Source organism: Xanthomonas sp. BRIP62411, from assembly GCF_003993525.1.
Taxonomy (GTDB): domain Bacteria; phylum Pseudomonadota; class Gammaproteobacteria; order Xanthomonadales; family Xanthomonadaceae; genus Xanthomonas; species Xanthomonas euroxanthea.
Genome location: NZ_QEZI01000008.1, coordinates 42,850 through 69,655, shown reverse-complemented (window position 1 = coordinate 69,655; position 26,806 = coordinate 42,850). Strand labels below are relative to the sequence as shown.

Sequence of the window (26,806 nt, the reverse complement as noted above, 5' to 3'; positions counted from 1 at the left end):
CGTCGTTTCCTCAGAAGCTGGCGAACTGCGATTCGTCGATCGCATCGGCGGTGGTCGCCACCGCGCTGATCTGGCGCACGTTGCTGCGACGCGGCGGTGCACTGACCGCGGTGCTGCTGCCATGCGTTGCGATCCGGCGCGGCCCAGGCTTGCTGCTGGGCGATGCCGTCGCACGCGAGCCGTTGCCGAGCCGGAAGAAGCCCATCAACTGCTGCAGCTGTTCGGCCTGCGCGCTCATTTCCTCCGAGGTGGCGGCCAGTTCTTCGGCATTGGCCGCGGCCGACTGCGTGGTCTGGTTCAACTGGCCGACGGCGGTGTTGATCTGGCTGACGCCGGCGGTCTGTTCCTCGGAGGCGGCGGCGATTTCCTGCACCAGGTCGGAGGTGCGGCGGATCGAGGGCACCATCTCGCCGAGCACGCGGCCGGCGCTTTCGGCCAGGTCCACGCTGGAGCCGGCCACCTCGCCGATCTCCTGCGCGGCGATCTGGCTGCGCTCGGCCAGCTTGCGCACTTCCGCCGCCACCACCGCAAAGCCCTTGCCGTGTTCGCCGGCACGCGCGGCCTCGATGGCGGCATTGAGCGCCAGCAGATTGGTCTGGTAGGCGATGTCGTCGATGATGCCGATCTTCTTGGCGATGTCCTTCATCGCCACCACGGTGGCGCGCACGGTGTCGCCGCCGTCGGCGGCTTCGCTGGCGGCCTTGGCGGCCATGCTGTCGGTGACGCGCGCGTTCTCGGTGTTCTGCGCGATGGAGGCGGTCATCTGTTCCAGCGAGGCGCTGGTCTCTTCCACGCCGGCAGCCTGTTCGCTGGCGGCCTGGGCCAGCGCCTGGGCGGTGGCGCTGACCTGTTCGGAGGCGCTGGCCAGGTTCTCGGCGTTGCGGTTGACCTCATCGACGATCTCGGTCAGCCGGCTCATGGTGGTGTTGACGTAGCGCTGCATGTCGGCGAACGCGCCTTCGTAGCGGCCTTCCACGGTGTGGGTGAGGTCGCCGTCGGCCATTGCGCCCATCACCTGGATCACTTCGGAAATGCTGCGCAGGTTGCCGCGCGCGCGCTCCACGGTGTCGTTGATGAAGGCCTTCTTGCCCGGCAGCTGCGCCAGCGGTGCCTCGAAGTTGCCGCGGCCGAACTCGGCCACCACGCCCATCGCCAGTTTCTTGACTGCGATATGCGCGCCCACCATCTGGTTGATGCCGGTGGCCATGCTGCGGAAATCGCCGTCGAAGCGACTGCTGTCGATCACCACGTCGATGTCGCCGGCCTCGTGCTCGGCCGACATGTGGTTGATCTCGGCGATCAGGCCGGTGAGGTTACCGCGCACCTGTTCCAGGGTTTCGTTGATGAAGCGCTTCTTGCCCGGCAGCAACGGCAGCTGCGCGGTGAAGTTGCCGTGGCCGAACTCGGCCACGCAGGCGATGGCCTGCTTCTTGACCGCGATGTGGCTGGCCACCATCGCATTGATGCCTTCGGCCATGCGGCGGAAATCGCCGCTGAAACGCTGGGTGTCGATGACCACGTCGATATCGCCGGCGTCGTGCTCGGCCGCCATGCGGTTGACCTCGGCGACCATGCCGGTGAGGTTGCCCCGGATCTGCTCGACGATCTCGTTGATGAAGGCCTTCTTGCCCGGCAGGCGTTCCAGCTCGGCGGAGAAGTTGCCGCGGCCAAACTCGGCCACGCACGCCATTGCCTGCTTCTTGACCGCGATGTGGCTGGCGACCATGCGGTTGATGCCTTCGCCCATGGTGCGGAAGTCGCCGTCGAAACGCGCCACGTCGATGCGTGCATCGATCTCGCCGGCATCGTGTTCCTGCGAGACGCGGTTGATCTCCTCGTTGACGTGGGCGATGTTGCCTTGCACCTTGCGCAGCGCACGCAGCACCTCGCAGGCCTGCTCGTCGCGCAGCTGCGGCAGGGCGACGGCGAAGTTGCCACGCGCGAATGCATCCAGCGTGGTGGTGGCAAGCTCCAGCGAGCCGGTCGCGATGCGGATCGCATGGAGCAGCAACGCACCGCTGACGAGTGCGGCCAAGACGCTGGCGGCGAGCAGGGCGCCGTGTGACAGCGTCAGCGCAAAGCCGGCGACCACCACCACGACAGGCAAGGCAAGGGCGAGGGCGGCGGTGAACCACAACTGCGTGGCGATCGGAAGACGGTGTGACATGGCGGCAGCTTCCTGGGGTCAGGGAACAACGAACGAGGCGGTGATGTGGGGAGTGCTTGTGTGGTGACTCAGGCCGCCAGGGCGTCCTGGTTTGGATGCAATTGCTGCAGCAGGCTGGGTACGTCGAGAATCAGCGCGACATCGCCGCTGCCCAGGATGCTCGAACCGCTGATGCCCTTGACCTGTGCGAAGACCCTGGACAACGGCTTGATCACGGTCTGCCATTCGCCCAGCAAGGTGTCCACGACCAGGCCGAAGCGCTGGGTACCCTGGCGGATCACCACGATGCTCTCGCGCGCAGGCGTCTTGCCGCCGAGCGCGAACAGCTCGCGCAGGCGTACATACGGCAGCACGCTGCCACGCAGGTCGATGTAGTCGCTGCTGTAGTCGGGCGTGAATTCCACGCATTCCTCCACCACGTCCAGCGGCACCACGAACACCGATTTACCGACGCCGACCTGGAAGCCGTTGATGATGGCCAGCGTCAGCGGCAGCCGCACCGAAATGGTGGTGCCCAGGCCTGCGGTGCTGTCGATCTCCACGGTGCCGCGCAGCGCGGTGATGTTGCGCTTGACCACGTCCATGCCCACGCCGCGGCCGGACAGGTTGGTGACCTTTTCGGCGGTGGAAAACCCCGGCTCGAAGATCATCGCGAATACCTCGCGGTCGCTGAGCTGGCGGCCCGGCTCGATCAGCCCGCGTTCCAGCGCCTTGGCCAGGATGCGGTCGCGATTCAGACCGCCACCGTCGTCGGTGATCTGGATGACGATGCTGCCGGAGTCGTGATAGGCATTCAGGCCCACGGTGCCGCGTGCGGGCTTGCCGCGTGCCACGCGCACCTCCGCCGGTTCGATGCCGTGATCCATGGCGTTGCGCACCAGATGGGTGAGCGGGTCGCCGATCTTTTCCACCACCGACTTGTCCAGTTCGGTGTCTTCGCCGGCCACGACCAGCGCGATGTCCTTGCCGAGTTCGCGCGCCACGTCGTGCACCACGCGCTGGAAGCGGCTGAAGGTGCCGCCGATCTTGACCATGCGCAGTTGCAGGGCACTTTCGCGCACCTCTTCCACCAGGCCGGCCAGGATCGAGGCCGATTCCAGCAGCTGTGCATCGCCGGTGCGCTGCGCGTTGGCGTTGGTGCCGGCCACCGCGATGATGAGTTCGCCCACCAGGTCGATCATGCGATCGAGCTTGTCGGCATCCACGCGGATCGAGCGCGCGTCGGCGTTGCGTGCGCCGGTGTCCTGCTGCGGACGTGCCGACGCTGCGGCCGGCACGGCCGCCAGCACGCCGCTAACCGGCGCGGCCGCAGCCACGACCGGCTCGTCTGCAAGCACGGCGCTGGCGTCCATCGGTGCCGGTACCGAGATGATCTCCAGGTCGCAGTCCTCGCGTACGAACTCGAACACGTCCTCGATCGCGGCACGGTCGGCATCACTGCGCAGCAGGATCCGGAAGCCCAGGTAATTGGCTTCCGGATCCAGCGCTTCGAAGCTCGGCAGCCCGCTGACATCGGTATTGATCGACTCGACCGAGCCCAGCCCGCGCAAGTTGCGAATCAGCTTGAGCGGCGAATTGCCGTAGCGCAGCGCATCGGCGAACAATTTCAGCGTGATGCGCCAGTAACCGCTCTGTTTCTCCGGGGTGTTGTGCTGGACGGCCGTGGCAGTGACACCGCAGGCGCTGACCTGCAGGTAGGTCTGCAGTTGCGCCAGCAGGGGCTCGGCCTCTGCAGTCAGGGCGTCGGCATCGGCGTGAGCGGGATCGGCCGCGGTTTCCACCAGGGCGTGGATGTGGTCGCAGCACACCAGCAGCAGCGCGATCAGTTCCGAGCTCAGCGTCAGTGCATCGTCGCGTACCAGGTCCAGCACGCTTTCCACGACGTGGGTGAAACCGACCAGCTGCGGCAGATCGAACAATCCACCCGAGCCCTTGATGGTGTGCGCCGCACGGAAGATCGCATTGACCGCATCGGGCGAGGATTCGCCACGCTCGGCTTCGAGCAGGTGACGTTCCATGTCTTCGAGCAGGTCCCGGCTTTCGGCCAGGAAGGTCTGCATCAGCTGGTTCATGTCCATGCGTGTCGCCGGTCCCTTAGTGAATGCGTTCGCCGAGACCCGCAACCGCATGCGGGTACAGCGCTTCGAGCAGGCCGAGCAGTTCGATCACATCGACCACCGCGCGGCTGGAATCGGTCAGCGAGAACGGCCGGCCATCGGCCTGGATCGCCTGCTTGGTCGCCAGCAGCAACTGCAGGCCGGTGGTGTCGATCTCGCTGACCGCCCCCAGGTCCAGATGCAGCCCGCCCGGATGCAGCAAGGCCGGCTGCAGCAGCGGCTTGAGTTCGGCAGCGCGACGGATGGTCATCTCGCCTTCCAGGGCAAGCGTCAGCGGCGCGGGTAGATCGGACAGTGGCGTGTTCATTGATGCCTCAAGCGATGCGATGGCGCACGGTTGCGTGCCATGACGCGGAAGAAGGTCGCTCCGGCGTGGGCTTGCGTGGGCAGTGCTGCACACGGAGATCACGCCGGTCCATGCAGGTATCGGCGCGTGACAGGAATATTTAGGCCAAATTCAGTGCAGTGACGAATTTGAGAAGGCCATCACTGCCTGGGCATTAATTGCTCAGCTTTGTCGCAAGCAGGCTCAGGACACCAATGTCCTGGACAGTCCCGCAGGACAGATCGCCGCGTTCCCGTCGGCTTCTTGAGTGCCTGCGGCGTGAGGCGGTGCACGGTGGCCGCAGCAACGACGCACCAGACAGGTCGCCTGCCTCCTGTACCGGCAGCGCAAGGGGCATGGCTTTAGCGGAACTGCCGCATTGGATCGGCGGCACTGTGCGCAGTGCCTGCAACGCGGTCGGCGCGTGCTGGCGTCATCAGGCCGGGCGCGGCGCCCAAGGCAGGCGCAGCCGACCGCAGCGCGGTCTCATCTTGGCGCCAGCATCGTCAGCAGGCCGCGCGCGGCGTTGAAGCGGTCCGCGCCTTCCGGCAGCGGCAGCTTGATGCGCAGCTTGTCCGGGCCGTCCATCGTGTAGATCTTCGGCTGCTTCTGGATCATCTGGATCACCGCCACCGGGTCGATCGCCGGTTTTGCCTCGAAGACCAGCCGGCCGCCGTTCTCGCCCAGGTCCAGCTTGCGCACGCCCAGCGCATTGGCCTGCAGCTTGAGTTCGGCAATGGCGAACAGGTGCTTGACCGGGTCCGGCAGCAGGCCGAAGCGGTCGATCATCTCCACCTGCAATTCGCGCAATGCATCGGCATCGCGTGCGCTGGAGATGCGCTTGTACAGCGTCAGCCGCGTATGCACGTCCGGCAGGTAATCCTCGGGAATCAGCGAGGCCACATGCAGCTCGACCTCGGCACCGCGGACTTCCTCGCCGGCATCCAGATCCGGCAGCTTGCCCTGGCGGATGCTGCGTACCGCGCGTTCCAGCAGCTCGGTGTACAGGCTGAAACCGACCTCGGCCATCTGCCCGCTCTGGTCTTCGCCCAGCAGCTCGCCGGCGCCGCGGATTTCCAGATCGTGCGTGGCCAGGGTGAAGCCGGCGCCGAGCTCGTCCATGGAGGCGATCGCTTCCAGGCGTTTGGCCGCATCGGAGGTCATCGAGCGCCGATCCGGCACCACCAGATACGCGTAGGCGCGGTGATGCGAGCGGCCGACGCGGCCGCGCAGCTGGTGCAGCTGGGCCAGGCCGAAGCGGTCGGCGCGGTTGATGATGATGGTGTTGGCGTTGGGAATGTCGATGCCCGACTCGATGATCGTGGTCGACAGCAACACGTTGAAGCGCTGCTTCTGGAAATCCAGCATCACCCGCTCCAGCTCGCGCTCGGGCATCTGCCCGTGGGCGATGCCGATGCGCGCTTCCGGCACCAGTTCGGACAGCTCGCGCTGCATGCGCACGATGCTTTCCACATCGTTGTGCAGGAAGTACAGCTGCCCGCCGCGACTGAGTTCGCGCTGGAAGGCCTCGCGCAGCAGCGCATTGTCCCAGGCAGTGATGAAGGTCTGCACCGCCAGCCGGTTCGGTGGCGGGGTGGCGATGATCGACAGGTCGCGCAGCCCGGCCATGGCCATGTTGAGCGTGCGCGGGATGGGGGTTGCGGTGAGCGTGAGCAGATGCACGTTGGCGCGCATCGCCTTGAGTGCTTCCTTCTGCCGCACGCCGAAGCGCTGCTCTTCGTCGACCACGACCAGGCCCAGGTCCTTGAACTTGACGTCCGGCTGCAGCAGCCGGTGCGTGCCGATGATCACGTCGATCTCGCCGCTGGCCACCTTCTCCAGCTCGGCCTTGATTTCCTTGGTGCTCTTGAAGCGCGACAGCACTTCCACCTTCATCGGGTAGTCGGCGAAGCGGTCGCGGAAATTGCGGTAATGCTGCTCGGCCAGCAGCGTTGTCGGCACCAGCACGGCAACCTGCTTGCCGGCGCTGGCGGCGGCAAAGGCGGCGCGCACCGCGACCTCGGTCTTGCCGAAGCCGACATCGCCGCAGACCACGCGGTCCATCGGCTGGCTGCTGCCCAGGTCGCGCAGGGTCGCATCGATGGCGGCCAGCTGGTCGCCGGTTTCCTCGAACGGAAAGCCGGCCGCGAACGGCTCGTACATCGCCCGGTCCACCTGCAAGGCCAGCCCGGCGCGGGCACGCCGGCGCGCCTGGATCTCCAGCAATTCGGCCGCCACGTCGCGGACCTTTTCGGCCGCCTTGCGCTTGGCCTTGGTCCACTGCTCGCCGCCCAGCGAATGCAGCGGCGCGGTCTCGGCCGAGGCGCCGGAATAGCGGCTGATCAGATGCAGCTGCGCCACCGGCACGTACAGGCGGTCGCCCTTGGCGTATTCGATCTCCAGGAACTCGCCGGGCATGCCACCGGCATCGAGCACGATCAGCCCGCGGTAGCGGCCCACACCGTGGTCTTCGTGCACGATCGGCGCGCCTTCGGACAGCTCGCCCAGGTCGCGGATGATCGCTTCCGGTTCGCGCCCGACCCGGCGGCTGCGCCGCGGCTGGTTGGCGCGCTCGGGAAACAGCTGGCGCTCGGTCAGGACCGCAATCTGCGGGGTGTCCAGCGCAAAGCCGTCTTCCAGCGGCGCCACGGTGATACCGAAGCGCAGCTTGGTGGCAGCCAGGAAGGCGGGCAGGTCGGCGACGACCTCCGGCTTCAGCTGCGCGGCGGCCAGCACTTCCATCAAGGCCTCGCGCCGGCCGGCGGTATCGGCGGCCACCAGCACGCGGCCGGGGTAATGGCCCAGGAACGAGGACAGCGCCTGGCCGGCCGGCGCGTCCTTTGCCGCCACCGGCAGCGGCGGCAAGGGCTGGTCGCCCAGCGCGGCGGCCTCGTCGATGCGCGGATGATCGCTGGCCCAGACTTCGATGCGCGCCAGCTTGTTGAGCCGCTCGCGCAAGGCATCCGGCGATTGATACAGCTCGTCCGGCGTCAGCAGCGGGCGTTCCACGTCGTGGCGGCGCTGTTCGTAGCGGTCCTGTGCCTGCGCCCAGAACGTATCGGCCGCATTGGAGACACCGGTGGCGACCAGCGGCAACACGCGCTTGTCCAGATAATCGAACAAGGTGGCGGTCTTGCTGAAGAACATCGGCAGGTAATACTCGACGCCCGACGGCGCCAGACCCGATTTCAGGTCCTGGTACAGCGCGCTGCGCCGGGTGTCCACGTCGAAACGCTCGCGCAGGCAGGCCAGCACGCGCTCCACGCTGGCATCGTCCATCGGCACTTCGCGGCCGGGCAGCAGCTTGACGGCCTCGACCTTGTCCAGCGAGCGCTGCGATTCCGGGTCGAAGGCGCGGATGGAGTCGATATCCTCGTCCAGCAACTCGATCCGCAACGGCGTGGCTTCGCCCATCGGAAACACATCCAGCAAGCCGCCGCGCACCGCGAAATCGCCCGGGTCCATCACCTGCGGCACGTTACGGTAACCGGCGCTTTCCAGCCGGCGTTTTTCCGCATCCAGGTCCAGCCGCTGGCCGACCTTCAGATCGAAACTGCCGCCGACGATATAGCTCAGCGGTGCCAGCTGCTGCATCAGCGTCTGCACCGGCACGATCACCACCCCACGGGTCAGCGCGGGCAGCCGATGCAGCGCCGCCAGGCGCTGGCTGATGATTTCCGGGTGCGGGCTGAACTGGTCGTAGGGCAGGGTCTCCCAATCGGGAAACGGCACCACCGGCAACGTGGCGTGCTCGCCGAGCAAGGCGTGCAGATCCGCCTCGATCTGATGCGCGCTCTGGTTGTCGCGTGCGATCACCAGCAGCGGGCCGGCATGCGCCTCGGCAGCCCTTGCGATCGACCAGGCCAGCGTAGTCGGCGAAGACGGAGCGCGCCAATAGGCGCGGAGCTGGCCGGACTTGGGCAGCGGCGGAGAGGGGAAGGTGGTTGGCGACGGCATCAGCCGGCAATTTTATCAGAGCACCCACCACGCCCGGTCCATCCGGTGTGAAAGCCGGCGTCGGGCCACCTGCGCAGAAGCGCGCTGCACGGTCCTGCTTTAGCTATCGACTTGCTCGTACCGGGCACCGCCTGGGCCAGCACGCCGGTGGACCAGTTGCAGTCGCAAGCGCAGTCAAAAGCCCAATCGAAAACCCAGTCAAAAGCCCAGTCGGTCGAGGGTGCGGTGCCCTCACCGCTTGCGGGACACGCCGTGAACCCATCCCTGGGGGCTCGGTGGCGGCATCCATGCCGCCACACGGTCCCGCAATCGGTGAGGGCACCGCACCAGACAGTTGGCTGGTTGGTTGCTTAAAAGGCGTATCCGTTGATCGGTCAGCGTTAGGGGAACGCTTCCTTGTCGGAACAGCAGACCACGGTGCCTGCTCTTACCAAACACACCGGCCATCTCGACAGGTCCTTGCCCGCTCACCGTCGCGGGACCTTACGCGGCATGGATGCCGCGTAAGAGCCTACAGGGACGTACTTGCGGCGTGTCCCGCGATGGTGGGCGGGCAAGGGCCCTGCAGCCAAGTGACAGATCAACAATCAAAGCCGGGCGAGTCGAGGGCGCGGCGTCCTCACCGCTCGCGGGACACGCCGTGAATCCGTCCGTGGAGGCTCGGTGGCGGCATCCATGCCGCCACACGGTCCCGCAACCGGCGAGGGCACCGCACCAGACAGTTGGCTGGTTGGTTGCTTAAAAGGCGTATCCGTTGATCGGTCAGCGTTAGGGGAACGCTTCCTTGTCGGAACAGCAGACCACGGTGCCTGCTCTTACCAAACACACCGGCCATCTCGACGGGTCCTTGCCCGCTCACCGTCGCGGGACCTTACGCGGCATGGATGCCGCGTAAGAGCCTACAAGGACGTACTTGCGGCGTGTCCCGTGAGGGTGGGCGGGCAAGTGCCCTGCAACCAAGTCGCAGACCAACCGCCCAAGCCGCTTCACGAATCCCCAATCCCGAATCCCGAATCCCAGCCCCTCAGGCATCCAGCTCGAGAACCATCCGCACCAACTCCGGCGAATCCGGATGCGGCTGCGGCTTGAAGCCCAGCGACTCGGCCAGCTGCAGCATCGGCACATTGCTTTGCAGCACGTCGCCGAACAGGCAATCCAGGTATTTGCGCCGTGCCCACTTGACCAGCTTGCGCATCAGCTGCCGTCCCAGTCCCTGGCCGGCGACGAAGCTGCTGACCAGGATGGTGTACTCGGCCTGGCGGGTGCCCGGCACCAGCGCCGCACGCGCCACCGCGCCCACCAGGGCTTCACCCGGCGGCAGCTGCTCGGCGGCCACCAGCACGATTTCGCTCTTGGGATTGGGATGGGTCAGGCGCTGCACCATCTCCGGGGTGATTTCGGCGGAGGAACGCACGAAACGTGCGCGGATTTCCTCCGGTCCCAACAGGCTGAAAGCGCCCTGCAGCGGCGGGCCGTCCTCTGGACGGATCGGGCGGAGCAGAAGCGTGCGGCCATTGGGCAGACTGAAGTTTTCATGCCAGGGAGGCATGCGATTGCGAATGGCCATGACCGGTGTTCCTTAAAGATCGGAAGATTCTGGCACCCGCCCAGCGCACAACCGTGAATGAATCCGGTGCGCCGCTGGGGGCCGTCAGGGGGTGGCAGTGCTTCCCTCATCACTGTACCGAGCGATACCGTGATCCAGTCGTGAGTATGCGGCCGCGTTTGCCAGCGCGAGGAGGCGTCTGGCGCCGGCGAATCAGGCGTCCTGGCGCAGCCACTCCAGCCGGGTCGAAGCACCGGCCTCGCCGAGATGCTGCTTCAGCACCGGCAGCGCGGGCGCCAGCATCTGGTCGAACTGCCACGGCGCATTGACGATCAACAGCCCGCTGCCGGTCAGGCGCAGCGGCGAGTCGTCCGGGCGCACCTGCAGCTCGGCCACCAGCACCGACTTGGCCGGCAGCGTGGCAGCCTTGCGCATGAAGGGCTGCAGGCTGCGGCGGAGCTTGATCGGGTACCACACCATGCAGATCGCCTGCGGCCAGCGCGCCAGGGTCTCGCGCACGCTGTGGATGACCTGCGGGTACTCGGCGTCCTGCGATTCGTACGGCGGGTCGATCAGCACCAGCCCGCGGCCGATCCTGGTCTCGCCCGCGCGCGGCGGCACGAAGGCACGGATCGCCTCGTAGCCATCGCCGGCATGCACGCGCACGCGGCTGTCCCTGGCGAACAGGCGCTTGAGCGCCTCGGCCTCCTCCGGCTGCAATTCGCAGAACGCCATGCGGTCCTGCTCGCGCAGTGCCTGCGCCGCCAGCAGCGGCGAGCCGGGATAGTGGTTGATCTGGATGCCGGCGGTGGCGCGCGCCGGCTTCTGGCCGGGCGTGGCCGGGCGGGCGATGGTCTGGTTGTCGGCCTGCACCGCGCGCAGATAGCGTTCCACCACCTCGGGCAGGGTCGACTCGGCCATCAGCCGCATCACCCCGGCATCGGCCTCGTTGGTCTTGCGGCTCTCTTCGCCGCCGAGCTGGTAGCGCCCGCGTCCGGCGTGGGTATCGAGCACGAAGAACGGGGTGTCCTTGCGCTTGAGGGTGTCGATCAGCGCCAGCAAGGCGATGTGCTTGAGCACGTCGGCATGGTTGCCGGCATGGAAGGCGTGGCGATAGTTCATCGCGGCAGTGTACGGGCCGCGCCAGCATGCGGCTATGCTGCGCGCCATGTCCGAGTCCCCCGCCCGCGTGCTCGTCGTCGAAGACGAAGCCGCCATTGCCGATACCGTGCTGTACGCACTGCGCAGCGAAGGCTATGCGCCCGAGCACTGCCTGCTGGGCCGCGACGCGTTGGCGCGGCTGCGTGCCGACCCGGCCGATGTGGTGGTGCTGGACGTGGGCCTGCCGGACATCAACGGCTTCGAGGTGTGCCGCACGCTGCGCGGTTTCAGCGATGTGCCGGTGATCTTCCTGACCGCGCGCAATGACGAGATCGACCGCGTGCTCGGCCTGGAACTGGGCGCCGACGACTACATGGCCAAGCCGTTCTCCCCGCGCGAGCTGGTGGCGCGGGTGCGCGCGCGGCTGCGTCGCCGCAACCAGGCCGCCGTGGTGGAGCCGGGCTGGCAGCCGCATGGCGCGTTTGCGATCGATCGGGAGGGCAGCCGCATCCGCTACGGCGATGCGCTGCTGCCGCTGACCCGCTACGAGTACGCGCTGCTGTCGGCGCTGTTGCAGCGCCCCGGCGCGATCCTGAGCCGCGCGCAGCTGATGGACCGCGGCTGGGACGCCAGCGCCGACAGCGCCGACCGCACCGTGGACACTCATATCAAGACGCTGCGCGGCAAGCTGCGCCAGGCGGGCGTGCCGGCCGACCCGATCCGCACCCATCGTGGCCTCGGCTACGCGCTGGAGCTGTAGCCATGGGCAAGTGCAGGCGTGCTGTTATGCAGGCCGGGGCCTGAGATGCGGCTGGGTCTCAAGCTGTTCCTGGGCTTCTTTCTGATCGTCGGGCTGGCCGCGTTCTTCGTGATGCGGGTGTTCGTCAACGAGGTCAAGCCGGGCGTGCGCCAGGCGATGGAATCCACGCTGGTGGACGCGGCCAACGTACTGGCGGAAATGGCCAGCGGCGAGCTGGCTGCCGGCAGCATCGCCAGCGGCAGCTTTGCGCGCAACGTGGCGCAGGCGCAGCGGCGCGACCCGAAGGCCTGGGTGTGGCGGTTCCGCAAGAACGATGTGGCCTACCGCGTCACCGTGACCGACGCGCGCGGGGTGGTGGTATTCGACTCGCTGGGCCGTGACGTGGGCCGCGACAATTCGCGCTGGAACGATGTCTATCGCACCTTGCGCGGCGAGTACGGCGCGCGTTCCAGCCCCGAGGTCGATGGCGACCCGACCGCCACGGTGATGCATGTGGCCGCACCGATCTATGCGCCAGATGACCCGGCCAAGTTGATCGGCGTGCTGACGCTGGCGCAGCCCAATCGCAGCATCGACCCCTTCATCGAGGCCAGCCAGCGCAACATCCTGCAGCGCGGGGCCTGGCTGATCGGCATTTCCGCGCTGATCGGCATCGGGATGACCTGGTGGCTGATGCGCGGGATCGGCCGGCTCAATCGCTACGCACAGGCGGTGAGCGCGGGCCTTCCGGTGCCGCCGCCAAAACCGCGCGGCGATGAAATCGGCGACCTGGGCCAGGCGCTGGAACGCATGCGGCGCAAGCTCGAAGGCAAGGCCTACGTGGAGCAGTACGTGCAGTCGCTGACACACGAGATGAAGAGCCCGCTGGCGGCGATCCGCGGTGCGTCCGAACTGTTGAGCGAGCCACTGCCGGAAGCCGATCGCCAGCACTTCGTCGCCAGCATCCGCGCCCAGGAGCTGCGCCTGACCGAAACCATCGACAAGCTGCTGGCGCTGGCCGAGGTGGAGCAGCACGGCTGGTTGCAGACGCGCGAGCGCGTCGCGGTGGCTGGCCTGCTGCAGGCGGCAATGGACGCCGTGTTGCCGCGCGCGGCAGCGGCCGGCGTGCGGCTGGACAGCGATGCCGGCTCCGACACGGCGCGCGGGCAGTATGTGCTCGGTGATGGGTTCCTGCTGCGCCAGGCGCTGATCAACCTGCTGGAAAACGCCATCGCGTTTTCACCGCAGGGCAGCACCATCCAGTTGCGTGCGCAGGTGCTGAAGGGGCAGGTGCAGCTGGTGGTGCAGGACCGCGGCAGCGGCGTGCCGGACTACGCACTGGAACGGGTGTTCGAGCGGTTCTATTCGCTGGCCCGCCCGCAGACCGGACAACGCAGTTCCGGCCTCGGCCTGCCGTTCGTACGCGAAGTCGCGCGCCTGCACGGCGGCGAGGCGACACTGGACAATCGGGACGGTGGCGGTGCGATCGCGACGCTGCGCCTGCCCATCGGCTAGGCGCGGCTGACAATCCGTAGCGAGCAGTCGTCAGGTGGGTGCGGACGGCGCGGAGCAACCGGAGTGGACCAGTGGTACGCGAAGATTCCGCGCGCCGTCCGCGCCCGCCTGGCGGCTACGCAGTAGGCAGCTCTGGACCGCATTGCATGCCAGATGTGCACAGGCCGGAGCCAAGGGCGCCCGCATCGCGGTGCACTGAAGCGGCATGCGCCAGGGCACATGCCGCCTCCGTGTCGGCCGCGCATCACGGTGCGCAGCCGCTGTGTGCTAGTGCACCACGTCGGCCACCATGACGTCCTTGGCGACCACCGACCAGGACAGCTTGCCAAAGCCCTTGTTGCCCCATTCGGTGCCCCAGCTGTTTTCGACGATCAGCCCGTCGCTGTCGTACCCCAGCGCGACCACCGCGTGCCCGCCCAGGATCGGCGTCTTGATGTCGTAGTCGACCTGGTTCTTCGGCGTGAGGTCTTCAAACCCCTGGCGGACATAGAAGCCGATGACCACCGGCGTGGACGAGGCCAGCGCGAGTTTGATCTGTTCGATCAGGGCCCGCCCGCCATTGCCGTCGCCCGAGTACAGCACGGTGTACTTGCGGTACGGCGTGGGGTTCTTGGCAGCGTTGGCGCGGTCGGCTGCGGTGGGCGGATTCTTCCAGTTGTAGTTGCCCCACGAGTAATGCTGCTCGGTATCGATGCCCTGGGCCAGCGCGACGTCCAGCGGCGCTTCCAGCGTGGAACCCTCATCGACGCCGTTGTTGACCTGGCTGTAGAGATACATCGGGGCGAAGCGGGTTTGCGCCTGCTTGCTGGCGTTGGCGTACCAACCGGTCAGGGTGTGGGCGGTTGCCCATGACGCACATGATCCCACCTGGCCCTGGTCGCCTGGCGCGATGGCCCAGGCAGTCAGGTCCACCGTGGCGGGCAGGGGCCTGGCGGCGCTGGCAATGCCGAACAAGGGCGTGACCGGCTGCATCAATGACGAGGGTTTCAGACCCATCCCGTGCATTGCCGCCTGTGCGGCGGCGGAGGACAGGCTCAGGGCAGCGAGCAGGCAGAGGCTGAGTGAACGTTGCTTGTTCATGGAAGGCAAACTCCAGGCGAAAGAGGAATGCAGTGGTGCGCACTTCTGCAACCACGGCCGGCCGGCGGGCATACGCGTGCGACACCGCCGATGCGGCGCGCAAGTTGAAGGAGGACGCGGCGAAACGACGGCACTGGAACGCCGTGATCAATACAGACTCGAAAAAAAGCGATGGCCCCGTGATGCGCAACTGCACGCGCATCGTTGCGCCTGGCGGCCAGGCGCGCGCCGGTGATGCGAAACCTTGGCGATGCAACGGAAGCACGTCCTGGGCCTTGGTTGCAGTTTTGCAGGGCGAACACTGCATTTCCTAACTGGGTCACAGTGCCCGTCGCCGATCCTGCCGATCGCCCACTTCACATTCGCTTCAAATTCGCCTCAAACCCCCGACACCGGCGCATCGCACCCTGGCCACCTCCCCGAATGAGGATGGTCGATGAAATCCCTGAAACTGTTGTTGCGCTTCGCCACCATTGGCGGATTGATCCTGTTGCTGCTGATTCCGTTGCTGTTGATCCGCGGCACCGTGCAGGACCGTGCGCGTTACCGCGACGAGGCGGTGGAGCGGGTGGCGCAGAGCAAGGCCGGCGAGCAGCAGTTCATCGCGCCGGTGCGGGTGCTGCCGTTTACCGAGGATGTGCAGGTCACCGAGCCCGACGAGCAGGGCAATCCGCGCAAGGTCTGGCGCAAGCGCGACGGCCAGTTGCTGCAGACCCCGCGCACGCTCAGCCTGAGCGGCGAGTTGACCCCGTCCGAGCGCAAGATCGGCCTGTTCCGCGTGCAGGTGTATGCGTGGAAGGCCAGGCTCAAGGCCGAGTTTGACCCGTTCGCCTATCCGGCCGTGGACGGCCGTCGCTATGGCCAGCCGCATCTGGCGGTGGGTATTTCCGATGTGCGTGGCCTGGTCGGCACGCCGAGCCTGCGCGTGGACGGGCGCACACTGCCGCTGGAGAGCGGGGCAGGCGGCCTGGCGGCGCGCTCGGCCGGTATCCACGCCGATCTGCAGCCGCTGGGCGATGCGCTGGCCGGCACACTGGGCGAGGGCAATCTGGTGGAGATGTCCTTCGTGCTGGACGGCACCCGCAGCCTGGCGATCGCGCCGATTGCCGACAACAACGACATCGCGCTGCGCTCGGCCTGGCCGCATCCGCTGTTCGGCGGGCGCTTCCTGCCCAATGCGCCGACCATCGGCGCGCGTGGTTTCGATGCGAGCTGGTCGTTGTCCTCGCTGGCCACCGGTGCGCAGACCCAGCTGCAGTCCAGCCAGTCGTCGCTGGATACGCTGCAAGTGCAGCTGGTCGACCCGGTGGACGTGTACACCCAGGCCGACCGGGCCAGCAAGTACGGCATCCTGTTCGTGGTGCTGACCTTCGTGGCGTTCGTGCTGTTCGAGCTGATCAAGCGTCTGCCGATCCATCCCCTGCAGTATCTGCTGGTGGGGCTGGCGCTGGCGATCTTCTTCCTGCTGCTGCTGAGCCTTTCCGAGCACATCGCGTTCTGGCAGGCGTACCTGGTGTCGGCCGCGGCATGTATCGGCCTGCAGTTCTTCTACCTGTCCGGGGTGTTGCGCAGCTGGGCGCGCGCAGCCGGGTTCTCGGTGATGCTCACTGCGTTGTACGGGGTGCTCTACAGCCTGTTGATCTCCGAAGACAACGCGCTGCTGATGGGATCGCTGCTGCTGTTCGGCATCCTGGCCAGCATCATGTGGGTGACGCGCAAGCTCGATTGGTACGAGCTTGGCAACAGCCTGCGCTGAGGCCGGCATGTTCGCTCATGCACGGCTGCACCGGCGGGCGCAGCGCTTGCTGCCCGCCGGGATCGACACGGTGGCGCTGCTTCCCGCAGCGCTGCCGCAGGCCTGGGAAGCTTCGCCGTTGTCGGCCTTGCCCTTGCACCGCGACGGACGTCGCGGGGTGATCGGCCTGCGCCTGCATCCAGGCACCGCGCAGGCACTGCGCCTGGATGGCAGCCGATTCCTGCAGGCGGCACAGCGGCAGGACGTGCCGGCAGACAGCGCGCTTCAGCGTTGCTACGGGCCATGGCAGCGGTTGAACAACGGCAGCTACTGGGCGCGCAGCACCGATGCACTGCGCGGCGTGCTGCTGGCCAGCGAGGAGGCGGCGGTGTGGTTGTTGTGGCAGCAGTCGGTGGCTCCGGCCGCGGTCAACGGCCGCTGGCTGCGCTGACCCACGGCAGCGCCGCGGCGCCAGGCTGGCTTACCATGGCCGGCATGAGCGGCTCCTCCCTGATCGTCGAAACGGTGCGCGGCACGCAGGTGCTGCCGCATTTGGCTGCGGTGGCGCAACTGCGCATCGCGGTGTTCCGCGCCTGGCCGTACCTGTATGACGGCGATGCCGATTACGAGCGCGGCTACCTGGCCGCGTATGCGGCCTCGCCGGACAGCGTGTTCGTGCTGGCACGCGATGGCGATGCGGTGATCGGCGCCTCCACCGGGCTGCCGCTGCTCGACGACAGCGACGCCTTCCATGCGCCGTTCCGCGCGGCCGGCATCGATCCGGCCAGCGTGTTCTATTTCGGCGAATCGGTGCTGCTGCCGGCGTATCGCGGCCAGGGGATCGGCCACGCCTTCTTCGACCGGCGCGAGGCGCATGCGCGTGCACTGGGGCGCTTCGCGCTCACTGCGTTCTGCTCGGTGGAACGTGCGCAAGACGATCCGCGCAAACCTGCCGACTACCGACCCAACGATGGGTTCTGGCGCAAGCGCGGCTATGCACCGCAAGCGGACATGCGCGTGCAGCTGGCGTGGGCGGAGTTGCAACACGGCGAGATCGACCACAGTCTGCGGGTGTGGACGCGGGCATTGCCGCCGTGACCGATTCGCTTCCTACGTCATCGATCCATCGCAACCAGGCCGCCAGATGAAAATTGCCGTCGCCAAATACCCGATCGGCAAACCCGCCGACTTCGCCGCCTTTGCCGCACGCCAGTCCGCGCTGGTGGGCGAGGCGGCCGCCGCCGGCGCGCGCCTGCTGGTGCTGCCGGAATACCTGTCGCTGGAGCTGGGCGCGACCTTCGGTACGCAGATTTCTGCCGGCTTGCCCGAGTCGCTGGCGGCGATCCAGGCGCTGCGTGCGCCGTGGCTGGAGCTGTTTGCCGGCCTGGCGCGCCGGCATCAGCTGCATCTGGTCGCCGGCAGCTTCCTGCTGGATCTGGGGCAGGGCCGTTACCGCAATCGCAGCGACTGGTTCACGCCCGACGGCCGGCACGGCTGGCAGGACAAGCTGCAGCTGACCGGCTTCGAAAAGGCCACCGGGCTGATCGAGCCGGGCGAAGCGGTGAAGGTGTTCGAGCTGGATGGCGTGCGTGCAGCGATCGCGATCTGCTACGACAGCGAGTTCCCGCTGCCGGTACGCGCGCAGTATGAAGCCGGCGCGCGGCTGCTGATCGTGCCCAGCTGCACCGACACCGCCGCCGGCGCGATGCGGGTGCGCGTCGGCTGCCTGGCGCGCGCGCTGGAAAACCGCGTATTCGTCGCGCAATCGGTCACGGCCGGGCAAGCGCCGTGGAGCCCGGCGCTGGACGTCAATACCGGCGAAGCGGCGGTGTTCGCCCCGATGGATGTCGGCTTCCCGGCCGATGGCGTGCTGGCGCAGACCCAGGGCAGTACCGTGTGGGCGTATGCGGAGCTGGATTTCGCCGCCTTCGAGGCCAGCCGCGCGCAGGCCCAGGTCGCCAACGACCGCGATTGGGTCGGTCAATCGGGCGCTCACCTCGCGCGTGCCACGCTGGCCTCCTTCGACTGACACGCGCGGCCATCCAGCCACTGCGGCGTGCATCGCCGCGCGAGCGCCGCCGTTGCCCGTGACCGGCTCGCGTACGCTTCGAGCGTTCTGCTGTTCCCTGATTCGTCACCCGCACCGCCCACCAGGTTCCCATGGCCAAGAAAACCCTGATTCCACACAGCGTCCGTCTCGAGTTCGCGCCCGGCGCGCTGGTGCACAGCAATCTGTCCGGCGCGGCGTTTACCGACGACTGGCTGTGGGTGGCCGGCGACGAAGCCTGCGCGGTGGATCGCCTGCGCAGGCTCGAGCCGGTGCAGCGCGAGACGCTGCGCTTCGGCCAGGGGCAGAGTTTTGCGCTGGCCGAGCTGCTGGACCTGCCGGGCGAGGCGGCCGAGGAGGCGGACCTGGAAGGCATGGCGCTGTCGGACGGCTACCTGTGGGTGGTCGGCTCGCATGGGCTCAAGCGCAACAACGCCAAGCGCAGTCGCGACGATGCCGACAACGCCAAACGCCTGACCAAGCTCAAGCTCGACGCCAACCGCCGCCTGCTGGCCTGCCTGCCGATCGAGCGCGATGCCGACGGCACCCCGCGCCTGGTGCGCCAAGCCGCCGATGGCCGTCGCGCGCTGCGGCTCAAGGGCGATGCCAGGCACAACCAGCTCACCGAGCTGCTGGCCGACGACCCGCATTTTGGCCCGTTCATGAAGATTCCCGGCAAGGACAACGGCTTCGACATCGAAGGCATCGTGGTGGACGGCGAGCGCCTGCTGCTGGGCCTGCGCGGGCCGGTGCTGCGCGGCTGGTCGGCGCTGCTGGAGATCCGGGTGCAGGCGCATGGCGACCACCTGCGGCTGGCGCCGCTGGACGAGGACGGCACACTGCTGCGCAAGCACTTCCTGCAATTGGGCGGGCTGGGCATCCGCGACCTGCACTATTCCGGCGACGACCTGTACCTGCTGGCCGGCCCGACCATGGTGTTGAATGGCGAAATCCGCCTGTTCAAATGGCCGGACGCACGTACCGTGCTGGCCGCCAACCAGGCACCGGTGCGCTTTCAGCACGAGTTGCTGGAATCGGCGGTGTTGCCGCACGGCACCGACAGCGACCGCGCCGAGGCGATCTGCAATCTTCCCGGGCACCTGGCCGGCGACACCCCCAGCTGGCTGGTGCTGTACGACGCGCCCGGCCCGGCGCGCAGCGGCGGCGATGACGTGGTCTACGGCGACCTGTTGCGCAACCGCTGAGCCGCGCGCGGGCAGGTCCGTGCTGGTCAAGGTAAAATCGGCCGATCCCCGTTTCGCCGAGCGCTCCATGACCTGCCGCACCCGCTTTGCCCCCAGCCCCACCGGTTACCTGCACATCGGCGGCGCCCGCACCGCGCTGTATTGCTGGCTGGAGGCGCGCCGTCGCGGCGGGCAGTTCGTGCTGCGCATCGAAGACACCGACCGTGAGCGCAGCACCCAGGCCGCGATCGACGCCATCCTGGAGGCGATGGACTGGCTGGGCCTGGACTATGACGAAGGCCCGATCTACCAGACCCAGCGCGTGGCCCGCTACCAGGAGGTGGCCGAGCAACTGCTGGCGCAGGGCAAGGCCTATTACGCCTACGAAACCCGCGAAGAACTCGACGCCATGCGCGAGGCCGCCATGGCCCGGCAGGAAAAGCCGCGCTACAACGGCGCCGCCCGCGAGCAGAACCTGCCGTACCGCGACGACCCCAACCGGGTCATCCGCTTCAAGAACCCGGTCGGCGGCACGGTGGTGTTCGACGACCTGATCAAGGGCGTCATCGAGATTGCCAACAGCGAGCTCGACGACATGGTGATCTTCCGCCCGGACGGCTTCCCCACCTACAACTTCGCGGTGGTGGTGGACGATTGGGACATGGGCATCACCGAGGTGATCCGCGGCGATGACCACATCAACAATACCCCGCGCCAGATCAACATCTATGAGGCGCTGGGTGCACCGGTGCCGAAGTTCGCGCACATGCCGATGATCCTGGACGAGCAGGGCGCCAAGCTGTCCAAGCGCACCGGCGCGGCCGACGTGATGCAGTACAAGGACGCCGGCTACCTGCCGCATGCGCTGATCAACTACCTGGCACGTCTGGGTTGGTCGCACGGCGACCAGGAGTTGTTCAGCCGGCAGGAATTGCTCGACCTGTTCGACGTCAAGGACGTCAATTCCAAGGCCGCGCGCCTGGACATGGCCAAGCTGGGCTGGGTCAACCAGCATTACCTCAAGACCGACGACCCGGCCAGCATCGCCCCGCAGCTGGAATACCAGCTCGCCCGGCTCGGCATCGATGTGGCCGCCGGCCCGGCCGCCGCCGACGTGGTGGTGGCACTGCGCGAGCGCGTGCAGACCTTGAAGGACATGGCCGAAAAAGCCGTGGTCTGGTACCAGCCGCTGGAAACCTACGACGAGGCGGCGGTGATGAAGCACCTCAAGCTGGGCGCGGAAGTGCCGCTGGGCAAGGCGCGCGAACTGCTGGCGGCACAGAGCGAATGGAGCGTGGAGACCGTCTCGGCCGCGCTGCACGACGCGGCCGCCGCGCTGGAGCTGGGCATGGGCAAGGTGGCCCAGCCGCTGCGCGTGGCCATCACCGGCACCCAGGTCAGCCCGGACATTTCGCAGACCGTGTACCTGGCCGGACGCGAGGGCGCCTTGAAACGCATCGATGCCGCACTCATCAAGATAGGGGCGGGCTGACCGCCGGAGCCTGTATGACCAAGCATACGCACACCCAGACGCACGATCAGGAACATGCCTGCACAGCCCCGCATCACCATGTCGACGATGCTAATGGCTTCGTGCGCGCGGTGGAGCGTGCCTGCAGCGAGCGCGGCCTGCGGCTGACGCCGATCCGCGCCAATGTGCTGCGGCTGATTGCCGACGCCGGCAAGCCGGTCAAGGCCTACGAGTTGCTGGACTGGGTGCGCGAAGGCAAGGGCGTCGGTGCCGACGCCCCGCCCACGGTGTACCGCGCGCTGGATTTCCTGATGGCCAACGGCTTCGTGCACAAGCTCGAATCGGTCAATGCCTTCGTCGCCTGCCACCACCCCAACAGCGCCCAGCACTCGGTGCCGTTCCTGATCTGCGACCGCTGCCACAGCGCGGTGGAGCTGGAAGACCGCGAAGTGGTGGCGCAACTGGAAGCGCGCGCCAAGGCGCTGGGCTTCCAGCCGCAGGCGCAGACCCTGGAAGTGCACGGCCTGTGCGCCAAGTGCGCGGTGGCCGAGTAAGGATCGCCAGCCAAAACGCAGGGCGGTTCACTTAGGGCGGCGGACAAAACCCGACGTGCGAGTGCCATGCACGCGTATCAGTGAGGTCGCTAGCGACGCATCGCTTAACTCAGGTATCAGACACCACCGCGCATCACGCCGCGGCGTCGGTCTTGCTGCCATAGCCCGCCAGAAACAGGGCGACCGCGCGCTGCGTCGCCCCGCGCAGATACGCGGGCGAGGGGTTCTTGAGTGCGCCGAACAGGCAGGGCATCAGGGTTTCCGCCTCCAGTAGCCCACCGAACTGCCTGGCCGCGATCAGGACGTCGGCGCAGCGGATCACGCCGCGATCCATCTGCGTCTGCAGATAGTCGGCCATGCGCTGCACACCTTCTTCCGGGCCGGAATTGAAGAACAACGCGCCCACGTCCGACCGCCCCGACACGCCGATGATGGTCTGCCAGATGGTGATCGAGCTGGGCGCGCACAGGAAGCTGAGGATGTCCTCGCCGAAGCGCTGCAGGGTCTCGGCGACCGGGCCGTTGCTCTGCGAAAGCGCGTCCAGCAGCGGGTCGATGTAGCGGTCGGACATGTCCTTGGCAAACGCCACAAACAGCTCATCCTTGGACGGGAAATAGCCGTAGAGCGTGCGCTTGGAGCCACCGACGCGGGCGGCGATCTGCGACATCGAGGCGCCTTCGAAGCCCAGTTCGAGGAACACCTCGCTGGCCGCCTGCACGATGGCGTCGCGTTTTCCTTCGGTTCTGACCCGCATCAACTGACTCCCTTGGGCAGTTAAGTATACCGACTGGGCAGGAATGCTTGACGTCTACGGATGCGCTCATTAGGATACCGAACCGTACCGTTTAGATTTAACCATCCTGCGTTCCGTCGGAGACCTCCCGTGCGTCCTCATGCTTCGTTTCGCCTGCCCCTGCTTGCTGCTGCCGTTGCAGCCACCCTCCTGCTCAGTGCCTGCGGCAGCCCTCCGGGTGGACCGCCGCCGGAGGAGGGCATGCCCGAAATGGGCGTGCTGACCGTCAGGCCGCAGCCGGTGACCCTGACCACCGAGCTCCCCGGGCGCACGGTTCCCTACCTGATCGCCGAAGTTCGCCCACAGGTGGGCGGCATCGTGCAGTCGCGCCAGTTCACCGAGGGCGGCGACGTCAAGGCCGGGCAGACGCTGTACCAGATCGATCCGGCGACCTACCGCGCCAGCTATGCCAGCGCCCAGGCCACCCTGGCCAAGGCGCAGGCCAACCTGCGCACCGCCAGGCTCAAGGCCGAGCGCTACACCGAACTGGTGCAGATCAAGGCGATCAGCCAGCAGGACGGCGACGACACCGCCGCCGCGCTGGGCCAGGCCGAGGCCGACGTGGCGGCCGGCAAGGCCAGCGTGGAAACCGCGCGCATCAACCTGGCCTTCGCGCGCCTGGACGCGCCGATCTCCGGCCGCATCGGCCGCTCCAGCGTCACCCCGGGTGCCTTGGTGACCGCCAACCAGGCCACCGCGTTGACCACCATCCAGCAACTGGACCCGATCTACATCGACGTCACCCAGCCCAGCGCGGCCTTGCTACGCCTGAAGCAGGCGATGGCGCGCGGCGAGTTGGAGAAGGCCGGCGACGATGCGGCCAAGGTGTCGCTGCTGCTGGAAGACGGCAGCACCTATCCGCTGCAGGGCCACCTGGCGTTTTCCGATGTCACCGTCGACCAGAACACCGGCTCGATCACCCTGCGCGCGGTGTTCCCGAACCCGAAGGCGGAGTTGTTGCCGGGCATGTATGTGCGCGCGGTGCTGCAGGAGGGCATCAAGGAGCAGGGCGTGCTGGTGCCGCAGCAGGCGGTCTCGCGCAATGGCGCCGGCAAGCCGACCGCGTTCGTGGTCGGTGCCGATCACAAGCTGCAACTGCGCGTACTGGAAACCGACCGCGAAGTCGGCGACCAGTGGCTGGTGCGCAGCGGCCTGAAGGCCGGCGAGCAACTGGTGGTCGAGGGCGTCTCGCGCGCCCGCGACGGCATCGAGGTCAAGACCGTGCCGTGGCAGCCCAAGGGCAAGCCCGCCGCCGGTGCTGGCAATGCTGCCGGCACGCCTTCCGCCCCGACCGCACCGCGTGCGGCCAACTGAGGCGGGATCACACGTCATGGCACGCTTCTTCATCGATCGTCCGATCTTCGCCTGGGTGCTGGCCATCATCGTGATGCTGGCCGGCATCCTGTCCATCGCCACCTTGCCGATTGCGCAATACCCCAGCATCGCGCCGCCCGCCGTCGCCATCACCGCCAACTATCCGGGCGCCTCGGCGCAGACCCTGGAAGACACCGTCACCCAGGTCATCGAGCAGAAGATGAAGGGGCTGGATCACCTCAGCTACATGGCATCCACCAGCGAATCCAGCGGTGCGGTGACCATCACGCTGACCTTCGACAACGGCACCGACCCGGACACCGCGCAGGTGCAGGTGCAGAACAAGTTGTCGCTGGCCACGCCGTTGTTGCCGCAGGAAGTGCAGCAGCAGGGCGTGACGGTGACCAAGTCGGCCACCAACTTCCTCAACGTGCTGGCCTTCACTTCCGAAGACGGCAGCATGAGCGATTCGGACCTGTCCGATTACGTGGCTGCCAACGTGCAGGAAACCATCAGCCGCGTCGAAGGCGTGGGCGACACCACCTTGTTCGGCTCGCAGTACGCGATGCGGGTATGGATGGACCCGAACAAGTTGAACAACTTCAGCTTGACCCCGGTGGATGTGCGCACCGCGATCCAGGCGCAGAACGCGCAGGTGTCGGCCGGCCAGCTGGGCGCGTTGCCGGCGGTGCCCAACCAGCAGCTCAATGCCACCATCACCGCGCAGACCCGGCTGAAGACCGCCGAGGAGTTCGAGAACATCCTGCTGCGCACGCAGTCCGATGGCTCGCAGGTGCGCCTGCGCGATGTGGCGCGCATCGAGCTGGGCAGCGAGAGCTACAACACGGTGGGCCGCTACAACGGCAAGCCGGCCGCCGGTCTGGCGATCAAGCTGGCCACCGGCGCCAATGCGCTGGATACGGTGCGCGCGATCGACAAGAGCCTGGAGGAGCAGGAGAAATTCTTCCCGCCCGGCATGAAGGTGCAAAAGCCGTACGACACCACGCCGTTCGTGCGCATCTCCATCGAGCAGGTGGTGCATACGCTGATCGAAGCGGTGGTGCTGGTGTTTCTGGTGATGTACCTGTTCCTGCAGAATTTTCGCGCGACCCTGATACCGACCATCGCGGTGCCGGTGGTGTTGCTCGGCACCTTCGGCGTGCTGGCGGCGTTCGGTTTCACCATCAACACGCTGACCATGTTCGCGATGGTGCTGGCGATCGGCCTGCTGGTGGACGATGCCATCGTAGTGGTGGAAAACGTCGAACGCGTGATGGGCGAGGAGCAGTTGTCGCCCAGGGACGCCACGCGCAAGTCGATGGACCAGATCTCCGGCGCGCTGGTCGGCGTGGCCCTGGTACTGGCCGCGGTGTTCGTGCCGATGGCGTTCTTCGGCGGTTCCACCGGTGTGATCTACCGGCAGTTCTCGATCACGATTGTTTCTGCCATGACCTTGTCGGTACTGGTGGCGATGATCCTGACCCCGGCCTTGTGCGCCACCTTGCTCAAGCCGGTGGAGAAGGGCCATGGTCTGGCGACCACCGGCTTCTTCGGCTGGTTCAACCGCCTGTTCGATCGCGGCAACACCGGCTACCAGGGCGTGGTGCGGCACATGCTGGGCAAGGGCTGGCGCTACATGCTGGCCTATGCGGTGTTGCTGGCGCTGGTGGTGTTCGGCTTCATGAAGCTGCCGGTGGGCTTCCTGCCGGACGAGGACCAGGGCACGCTGTTCGTGCTGGTGCAGTTGCCGCCCGGTGCCACCGATGCGCGCACCGGCGAGGTGCTCAAGCAGGTGGAGCATCACTTCCTGGTCGATCAGAAGGACTCGGTCGCCGGCATCTTTGCGGTCTCCGGTTTCAGCTTTGCCGGTACCGGCCAGAACGTGGGCTTTGCCTTCGTCAAGTTGCGGCCGTGGGACGAGCGCACCGGCAAGGGCCAGAGCGTCACCGACGTGGCGGGCAAGGCAGGTGCGTTCTTCAGCACCATTCGCGATGCCAAGGTGTTTGCGTTCGCACCGCCGGCGGTGTCCGAGCTGGGCAATGCGACCGGCTTCGACCTGATGCTGCAGGACCGCGCCAACCTTGGCCACGCGGCCCTGATGCAGGCACGCGATCAACTGCTGGCCGAGCTGTCGCAGGACAAGCGGCTGGTGGCGGTGCGCCCGAATGGGCAGGAAGACACGCCCGAGTTCAAGCTGGAGATCGATTCGCACAAGGCGCAGGCCATGGGCGTGTCGATCGCCGATATCAACAACACCTTCTCCAGCGCCTGGGGCAGCACCTACGTCAACGACTTCATCGACAAGGGCCGCGTCAAGAAGGTGATGCTGCAGGCCGATGCGGTGTACCGCATGAATCCGCAGGACATCGACCGCTGGTTCGTGCGCAACAGCGCCGGCACGATGGTGCCGTTCAACGCCTTCGCCACTGCCAGCTGGCAATCGGGCTCGCCGCGGTTGGAGCGTTACAACAGCGTGCCGTCGGTGGAGATCCTGGGCATGGCGATGCCCGGTGCGGCCTCCAGCGGCGAGGCGATGCAGATCGTGGAAGCGGCGGCGGCCAAGTTGCCGCCGGGCATCGGCTACGAGTGGACCGGGTTGTCGCGGCAGGAAAAATCCTCGACCGGCCAGACCGGGCTGTTGTACGGGCTGTCGATCCTGATCGTGTTCCTGTGTCTGGCCGCGTTGTACGAAAGCTGGGCGATTCCGTTCTCGGTGATCCTGGTGGTGCCGCTGGGCGTATTCGGCACGCTGCTGGGCGCAATGCTGACCTGGAAAATGAACGATGTGTACTTCCAGGTAGGCCTGCTCACCACGATTGGCCTGGCATCGAAAAACGCGATCCTGATCGTGGAATTTGCCAAGGAACTGCACGAAAGCGGCAAGAGCCTGGTCGCAGCGGCACTGGAAGCGGCGCGCATGCGCCTGCGGCCGATCCTGATGACATCGCTGGCCTTCATCCTGGGCGTGGTGCCGCTGGTGCTCGGCAGTGGTGCCGGTGCCGGTGCACAGCATGCCTTGGGCACCGCGGTGATCGGCGGCATGTTGTCCGGCACGATCCTGGCGATCTTCTTCGTGCCGCTGTTCTTCGTGCTGATCAGCGGCTTGTTCAAGCGCCGCGCACAGCCCACTTCGCCCGCACCGCAACCGGCAGGACACTGAG

20 protein-coding genes and 1 other RNA gene are annotated in these 26,806 nt (G+C 67.0%); 12 read left to right on the top strand and 9 right to left on the bottom strand.

Going from position 1 to position 26,806, the window contains the following annotated elements; all coding sequences use genetic code 11:
* Nucleotides 1-10 precede the first annotated feature (10 nt).
* The 6 genes from EO139_RS04595 to rlmJ form a co-directional block, all read right to left on the bottom strand.
* Nucleotides 11-2,167, bottom strand: a complete 2,157-nt coding sequence (locus EO139_RS04595; protein ID WP_164739727.1) for a methyl-accepting chemotaxis protein — start codon at nt 2,165-2,167, stop codon at nt 11-13.
* Nucleotides 2,168-2,235: 68 nt separating this feature from the next.
* On the bottom strand, nt 2,236-4,245 hold the full coding sequence (locus tag EO139_RS04585; RefSeq protein ID WP_126969516.1) for a chemotaxis protein CheA: 2,010 nt from the start codon (nt 4,243-4,245) through the stop codon (nt 2,236-2,238).
* 16 nt (nt 4,246-4,261) lie between these two features.
* A complete protein-coding gene (locus EO139_RS04580; protein WP_104583126.1) occupies nt 4,262-4,591 on the bottom strand; it encodes an STAS domain-containing protein in 330 nt (109 codons plus the stop codon).
* A gap of 504 nt (nt 4,592-5,095) precedes the next feature.
* The gene (gene mfd, locus EO139_RS04575; protein WP_126969514.1) at nt 5,096-8,566 is read right to left on the bottom strand and encodes a transcription-repair coupling factor; all 3,471 of its coding nucleotides are present in this window, start codon (nt 8,564-8,566) and stop codon (nt 5,096-5,098) included.
* A gap of 1,024 nt (nt 8,567-9,590) precedes the next feature.
* Complete coding sequence (locus tag EO139_RS04565; protein ID WP_024939889.1) at nt 9,591-10,133, bottom strand: GNAT family N-acetyltransferase; 543 nt, start codon at nt 10,131-10,133, stop codon at nt 9,591-9,593.
* A gap of 192 nt (nt 10,134-10,325) precedes the next feature.
* Nucleotides 10,326-11,234: a 23S rRNA (adenine(2030)-N(6))-methyltransferase RlmJ gene (gene rlmJ, locus EO139_RS04560; protein WP_119128033.1), complete on the bottom strand. Its 909-nt coding sequence runs from the start codon at nt 11,232-11,234 to the stop codon at nt 10,326-10,328.
* Between the two features lie 34 nt (nt 11,235-11,268).
* Between rlmJ and creB the strand changes: the two genes are divergently transcribed.
* Both creB and creC read left to right on the top strand, forming a co-directional pair.
* Nucleotides 11,269-11,973 carry a two-component system response regulator CreB gene (gene creB / locus EO139_RS04555; protein WP_180707893.1) on the top strand — a complete coding sequence of 235 codons (705 nt, stop codon included), beginning with the start codon at nt 11,269-11,271 and terminating at the stop codon, nt 11,971-11,973.
* A gap of 45 nt (nt 11,974-12,018) precedes the next feature.
* Entirely contained in the window at nt 12,019-13,467 is a 1,449-nt protein-coding gene (gene creC, locus EO139_RS04550) for a two-component system sensor histidine kinase CreC (protein WP_126969512.1), read from the top strand.
* Between the two features lie 4 nt (nt 13,468-13,471).
* Here the strand turns inward: creC and EO139_RS04545 are convergent.
* Nucleotides 13,472-13,547, bottom strand: a non-coding RNA gene (locus tag EO139_RS04545) — sX9 sRNA.
* Between the two features lie 187 nt (nt 13,548-13,734).
* Nucleotides 13,735-14,547, bottom strand: coding sequence for a C1 family peptidase (locus EO139_RS04540; protein ID WP_104648092.1), 813 nt, complete (start codon nt 14,545-14,547; stop codon nt 13,735-13,737).
* 35 nt (nt 14,548-14,582) lie between these two features.
* On the opposite strand from EO139_RS04540, the gene EO139_RS04535 reads away from it, so the two are divergent.
* The 8 genes from EO139_RS04535 to EO139_RS04500 all read left to right on the top strand — a co-directional run bounded on the left by EO139_RS04535 (nt 14,583) and on the right by EO139_RS04500 (nt 21,538).
* A complete protein-coding gene (locus EO139_RS04535; RefSeq protein ID WP_126969510.1) occupies nt 14,583-14,861 on the top strand; it encodes a hypothetical protein in 279 nt (92 codons plus the stop codon).
* A gap of 122 nt (nt 14,862-14,983) precedes the next feature.
* On the top strand, nt 14,984-16,303 hold the full coding sequence (gene creD / locus EO139_RS04530; protein ID WP_126969508.1) for a cell envelope integrity protein CreD: 1,320 nt from the start codon (nt 14,984-14,986) through the stop codon (nt 16,301-16,303).
* 7 nt (nt 16,304-16,310) lie between these two features.
* Nucleotides 16,311-16,733, top strand: coding sequence for a hypothetical protein (locus EO139_RS04525; RefSeq protein WP_126969506.1), 423 nt, complete (start codon nt 16,311-16,313; stop codon nt 16,731-16,733).
* Entirely contained in the window at nt 16,730-17,380 is a 651-nt protein-coding gene (locus tag EO139_RS04520; RefSeq protein ID WP_206515123.1) for a GNAT family N-acetyltransferase, read from the top strand. The genes EO139_RS04525 and EO139_RS04520 overlap by 4 nt, the downstream gene beginning before the upstream one ends.
* Nucleotides 17,381-17,426: 46 nt before the next feature.
* Nucleotides 17,427-18,311, top strand: a complete 885-nt coding sequence (locus EO139_RS04515) for a carbon-nitrogen hydrolase family protein (RefSeq protein ID WP_104648090.1) — start codon at nt 17,427-17,429, stop codon at nt 18,309-18,311.
* Between the two features lie 131 nt (nt 18,312-18,442).
* Entirely contained in the window at nt 18,443-19,534 is a 1,092-nt protein-coding gene (locus EO139_RS04510; protein ID WP_126969502.1) for a DUF3616 domain-containing protein, read from the top strand.
* Between the two features lie 67 nt (nt 19,535-19,601).
* Entirely contained in the window at nt 19,602-21,005 is a 1,404-nt protein-coding gene (gene gltX, locus EO139_RS04505) for a glutamate--tRNA ligase (protein WP_026064278.1), read from the top strand.
* Between the two features lie 14 nt (nt 21,006-21,019).
* The gene (locus EO139_RS04500) at nt 21,020-21,538 is read left to right on the top strand and encodes a transcriptional repressor (protein ID WP_016902320.1); all 519 of its coding nucleotides are present in this window, start codon (nt 21,020-21,022) and stop codon (nt 21,536-21,538) included.
* 133 nt (nt 21,539-21,671) lie between these two features.
* On the opposite strand, the gene EO139_RS04495 is transcribed toward EO139_RS04500, so the two are convergent.
* Nucleotides 21,672-22,292 (bottom strand): TetR/AcrR family transcriptional regulator, encoded by a 621-nt coding sequence (locus EO139_RS04495; RefSeq protein ID WP_126969500.1) that lies wholly within the window; start codon nt 22,290-22,292, stop codon nt 21,672-21,674.
* A 129-nt stretch (nt 22,293-22,421) separates the two neighbouring features.
* On the opposite strand from EO139_RS04495, the gene EO139_RS04490 reads away from it, so the two are divergent.
* Both EO139_RS04490 and EO139_RS04485 read left to right on the top strand, forming a co-directional pair.
* Nucleotides 22,422-23,645 (top strand): efflux RND transporter periplasmic adaptor subunit, encoded by a 1,224-nt coding sequence (locus EO139_RS04490; RefSeq protein ID WP_126969497.1) that lies wholly within the window; start codon nt 22,422-22,424, stop codon nt 23,643-23,645.
* Nucleotides 23,646-23,661: 16 nt separating this feature from the next.
* Complete coding sequence (locus EO139_RS04485) at nt 23,662-26,805, top strand: efflux RND transporter permease subunit (RefSeq protein WP_126969495.1); 3,144 nt, start codon at nt 23,662-23,664, stop codon at nt 26,803-26,805.
* Nucleotide 26,806: the final 1 nt, after the last annotated feature.

What these genes read in the sequence shown, in the direction of transcription:
- rlmJ (WP_119128033.1), bottom strand. Translation starts at nt 11,234, where the DNA reads ATGAACTATCGCCACGCCTTCCATGCCGGCAACCATGCCGACGTGCTC.
- creD (WP_126969508.1), top strand. Translation starts at nt 14,984, where the DNA reads ATGAAATCCCTGAAACTGTTGTTGCGCTTCGCCACCATTGGCGGATTG.
- EO139_RS04515 (WP_104648090.1), top strand. Translation starts at nt 17,427, where the DNA reads ATGAAAATTGCCGTCGCCAAATACCCGATCGGCAAACCCGCCGACTTC.
- EO139_RS04485 (WP_126969495.1), top strand. Translation starts at nt 23,662, where the DNA reads ATGGCACGCTTCTTCATCGATCGTCCGATCTTCGCCTGGGTGCTGGCC.
- mfd (WP_126969514.1), bottom strand. Translation starts at nt 8,566, where the DNA reads ATGCCGTCGCCAACCACCTTCCCCTCTCCGCCGCTGCCCAAGTCCGGC.
- EO139_RS04580 (WP_104583126.1), bottom strand. Translation starts at nt 4,591, where the DNA reads ATGAACACGCCACTGTCCGATCTACCCGCGCCGCTGACGCTTGCCCTG.
- gltX (WP_026064278.1), top strand. Translation starts at nt 19,602, where the DNA reads ATGACCTGCCGCACCCGCTTTGCCCCCAGCCCCACCGGTTACCTGCAC.
- EO139_RS04500 (WP_016902320.1), top strand. Translation starts at nt 21,020, where the DNA reads ATGACCAAGCATACGCACACCCAGACGCACGATCAGGAACATGCCTGC.
- EO139_RS04510 (WP_126969502.1), top strand. Translation starts at nt 18,443, where the DNA reads ATGGCCAAGAAAACCCTGATTCCACACAGCGTCCGTCTCGAGTTCGCG.
- EO139_RS04495 (WP_126969500.1), bottom strand. Translation starts at nt 22,292, where the DNA reads ATGCGGGTCAGAACCGAAGGAAAACGCGACGCCATCGTGCAGGCGGCC.
- creB (WP_180707893.1), top strand. Translation starts at nt 11,269, where the DNA reads ATGCTGCGCGCCATGTCCGAGTCCCCCGCCCGCGTGCTCGTCGTCGAA.
- creC (WP_126969512.1), top strand. Translation starts at nt 12,019, where the DNA reads ATGCGGCTGGGTCTCAAGCTGTTCCTGGGCTTCTTTCTGATCGTCGGG.
- EO139_RS04525 (WP_126969506.1), top strand. Translation starts at nt 16,311, where the DNA reads ATGTTCGCTCATGCACGGCTGCACCGGCGGGCGCAGCGCTTGCTGCCC.
- EO139_RS04595 (WP_164739727.1), bottom strand. Translation starts at nt 2,167, where the DNA reads ATGTCACACCGTCTTCCGATCGCCACGCAGTTGTGGTTCACCGCCGCC.
- EO139_RS04565 (WP_024939889.1), bottom strand. Translation starts at nt 10,133, where the DNA reads ATGGCCATTCGCAATCGCATGCCTCCCTGGCATGAAAACTTCAGTCTG.
- EO139_RS04540 (WP_104648092.1), bottom strand. Translation starts at nt 14,547, where the DNA reads ATGAACAAGCAACGTTCACTCAGCCTCTGCCTGCTCGCTGCCCTGAGC.
- EO139_RS04585 (WP_126969516.1), bottom strand. Translation starts at nt 4,245, where the DNA reads ATGGACATGAACCAGCTGATGCAGACCTTCCTGGCCGAAAGCCGGGAC.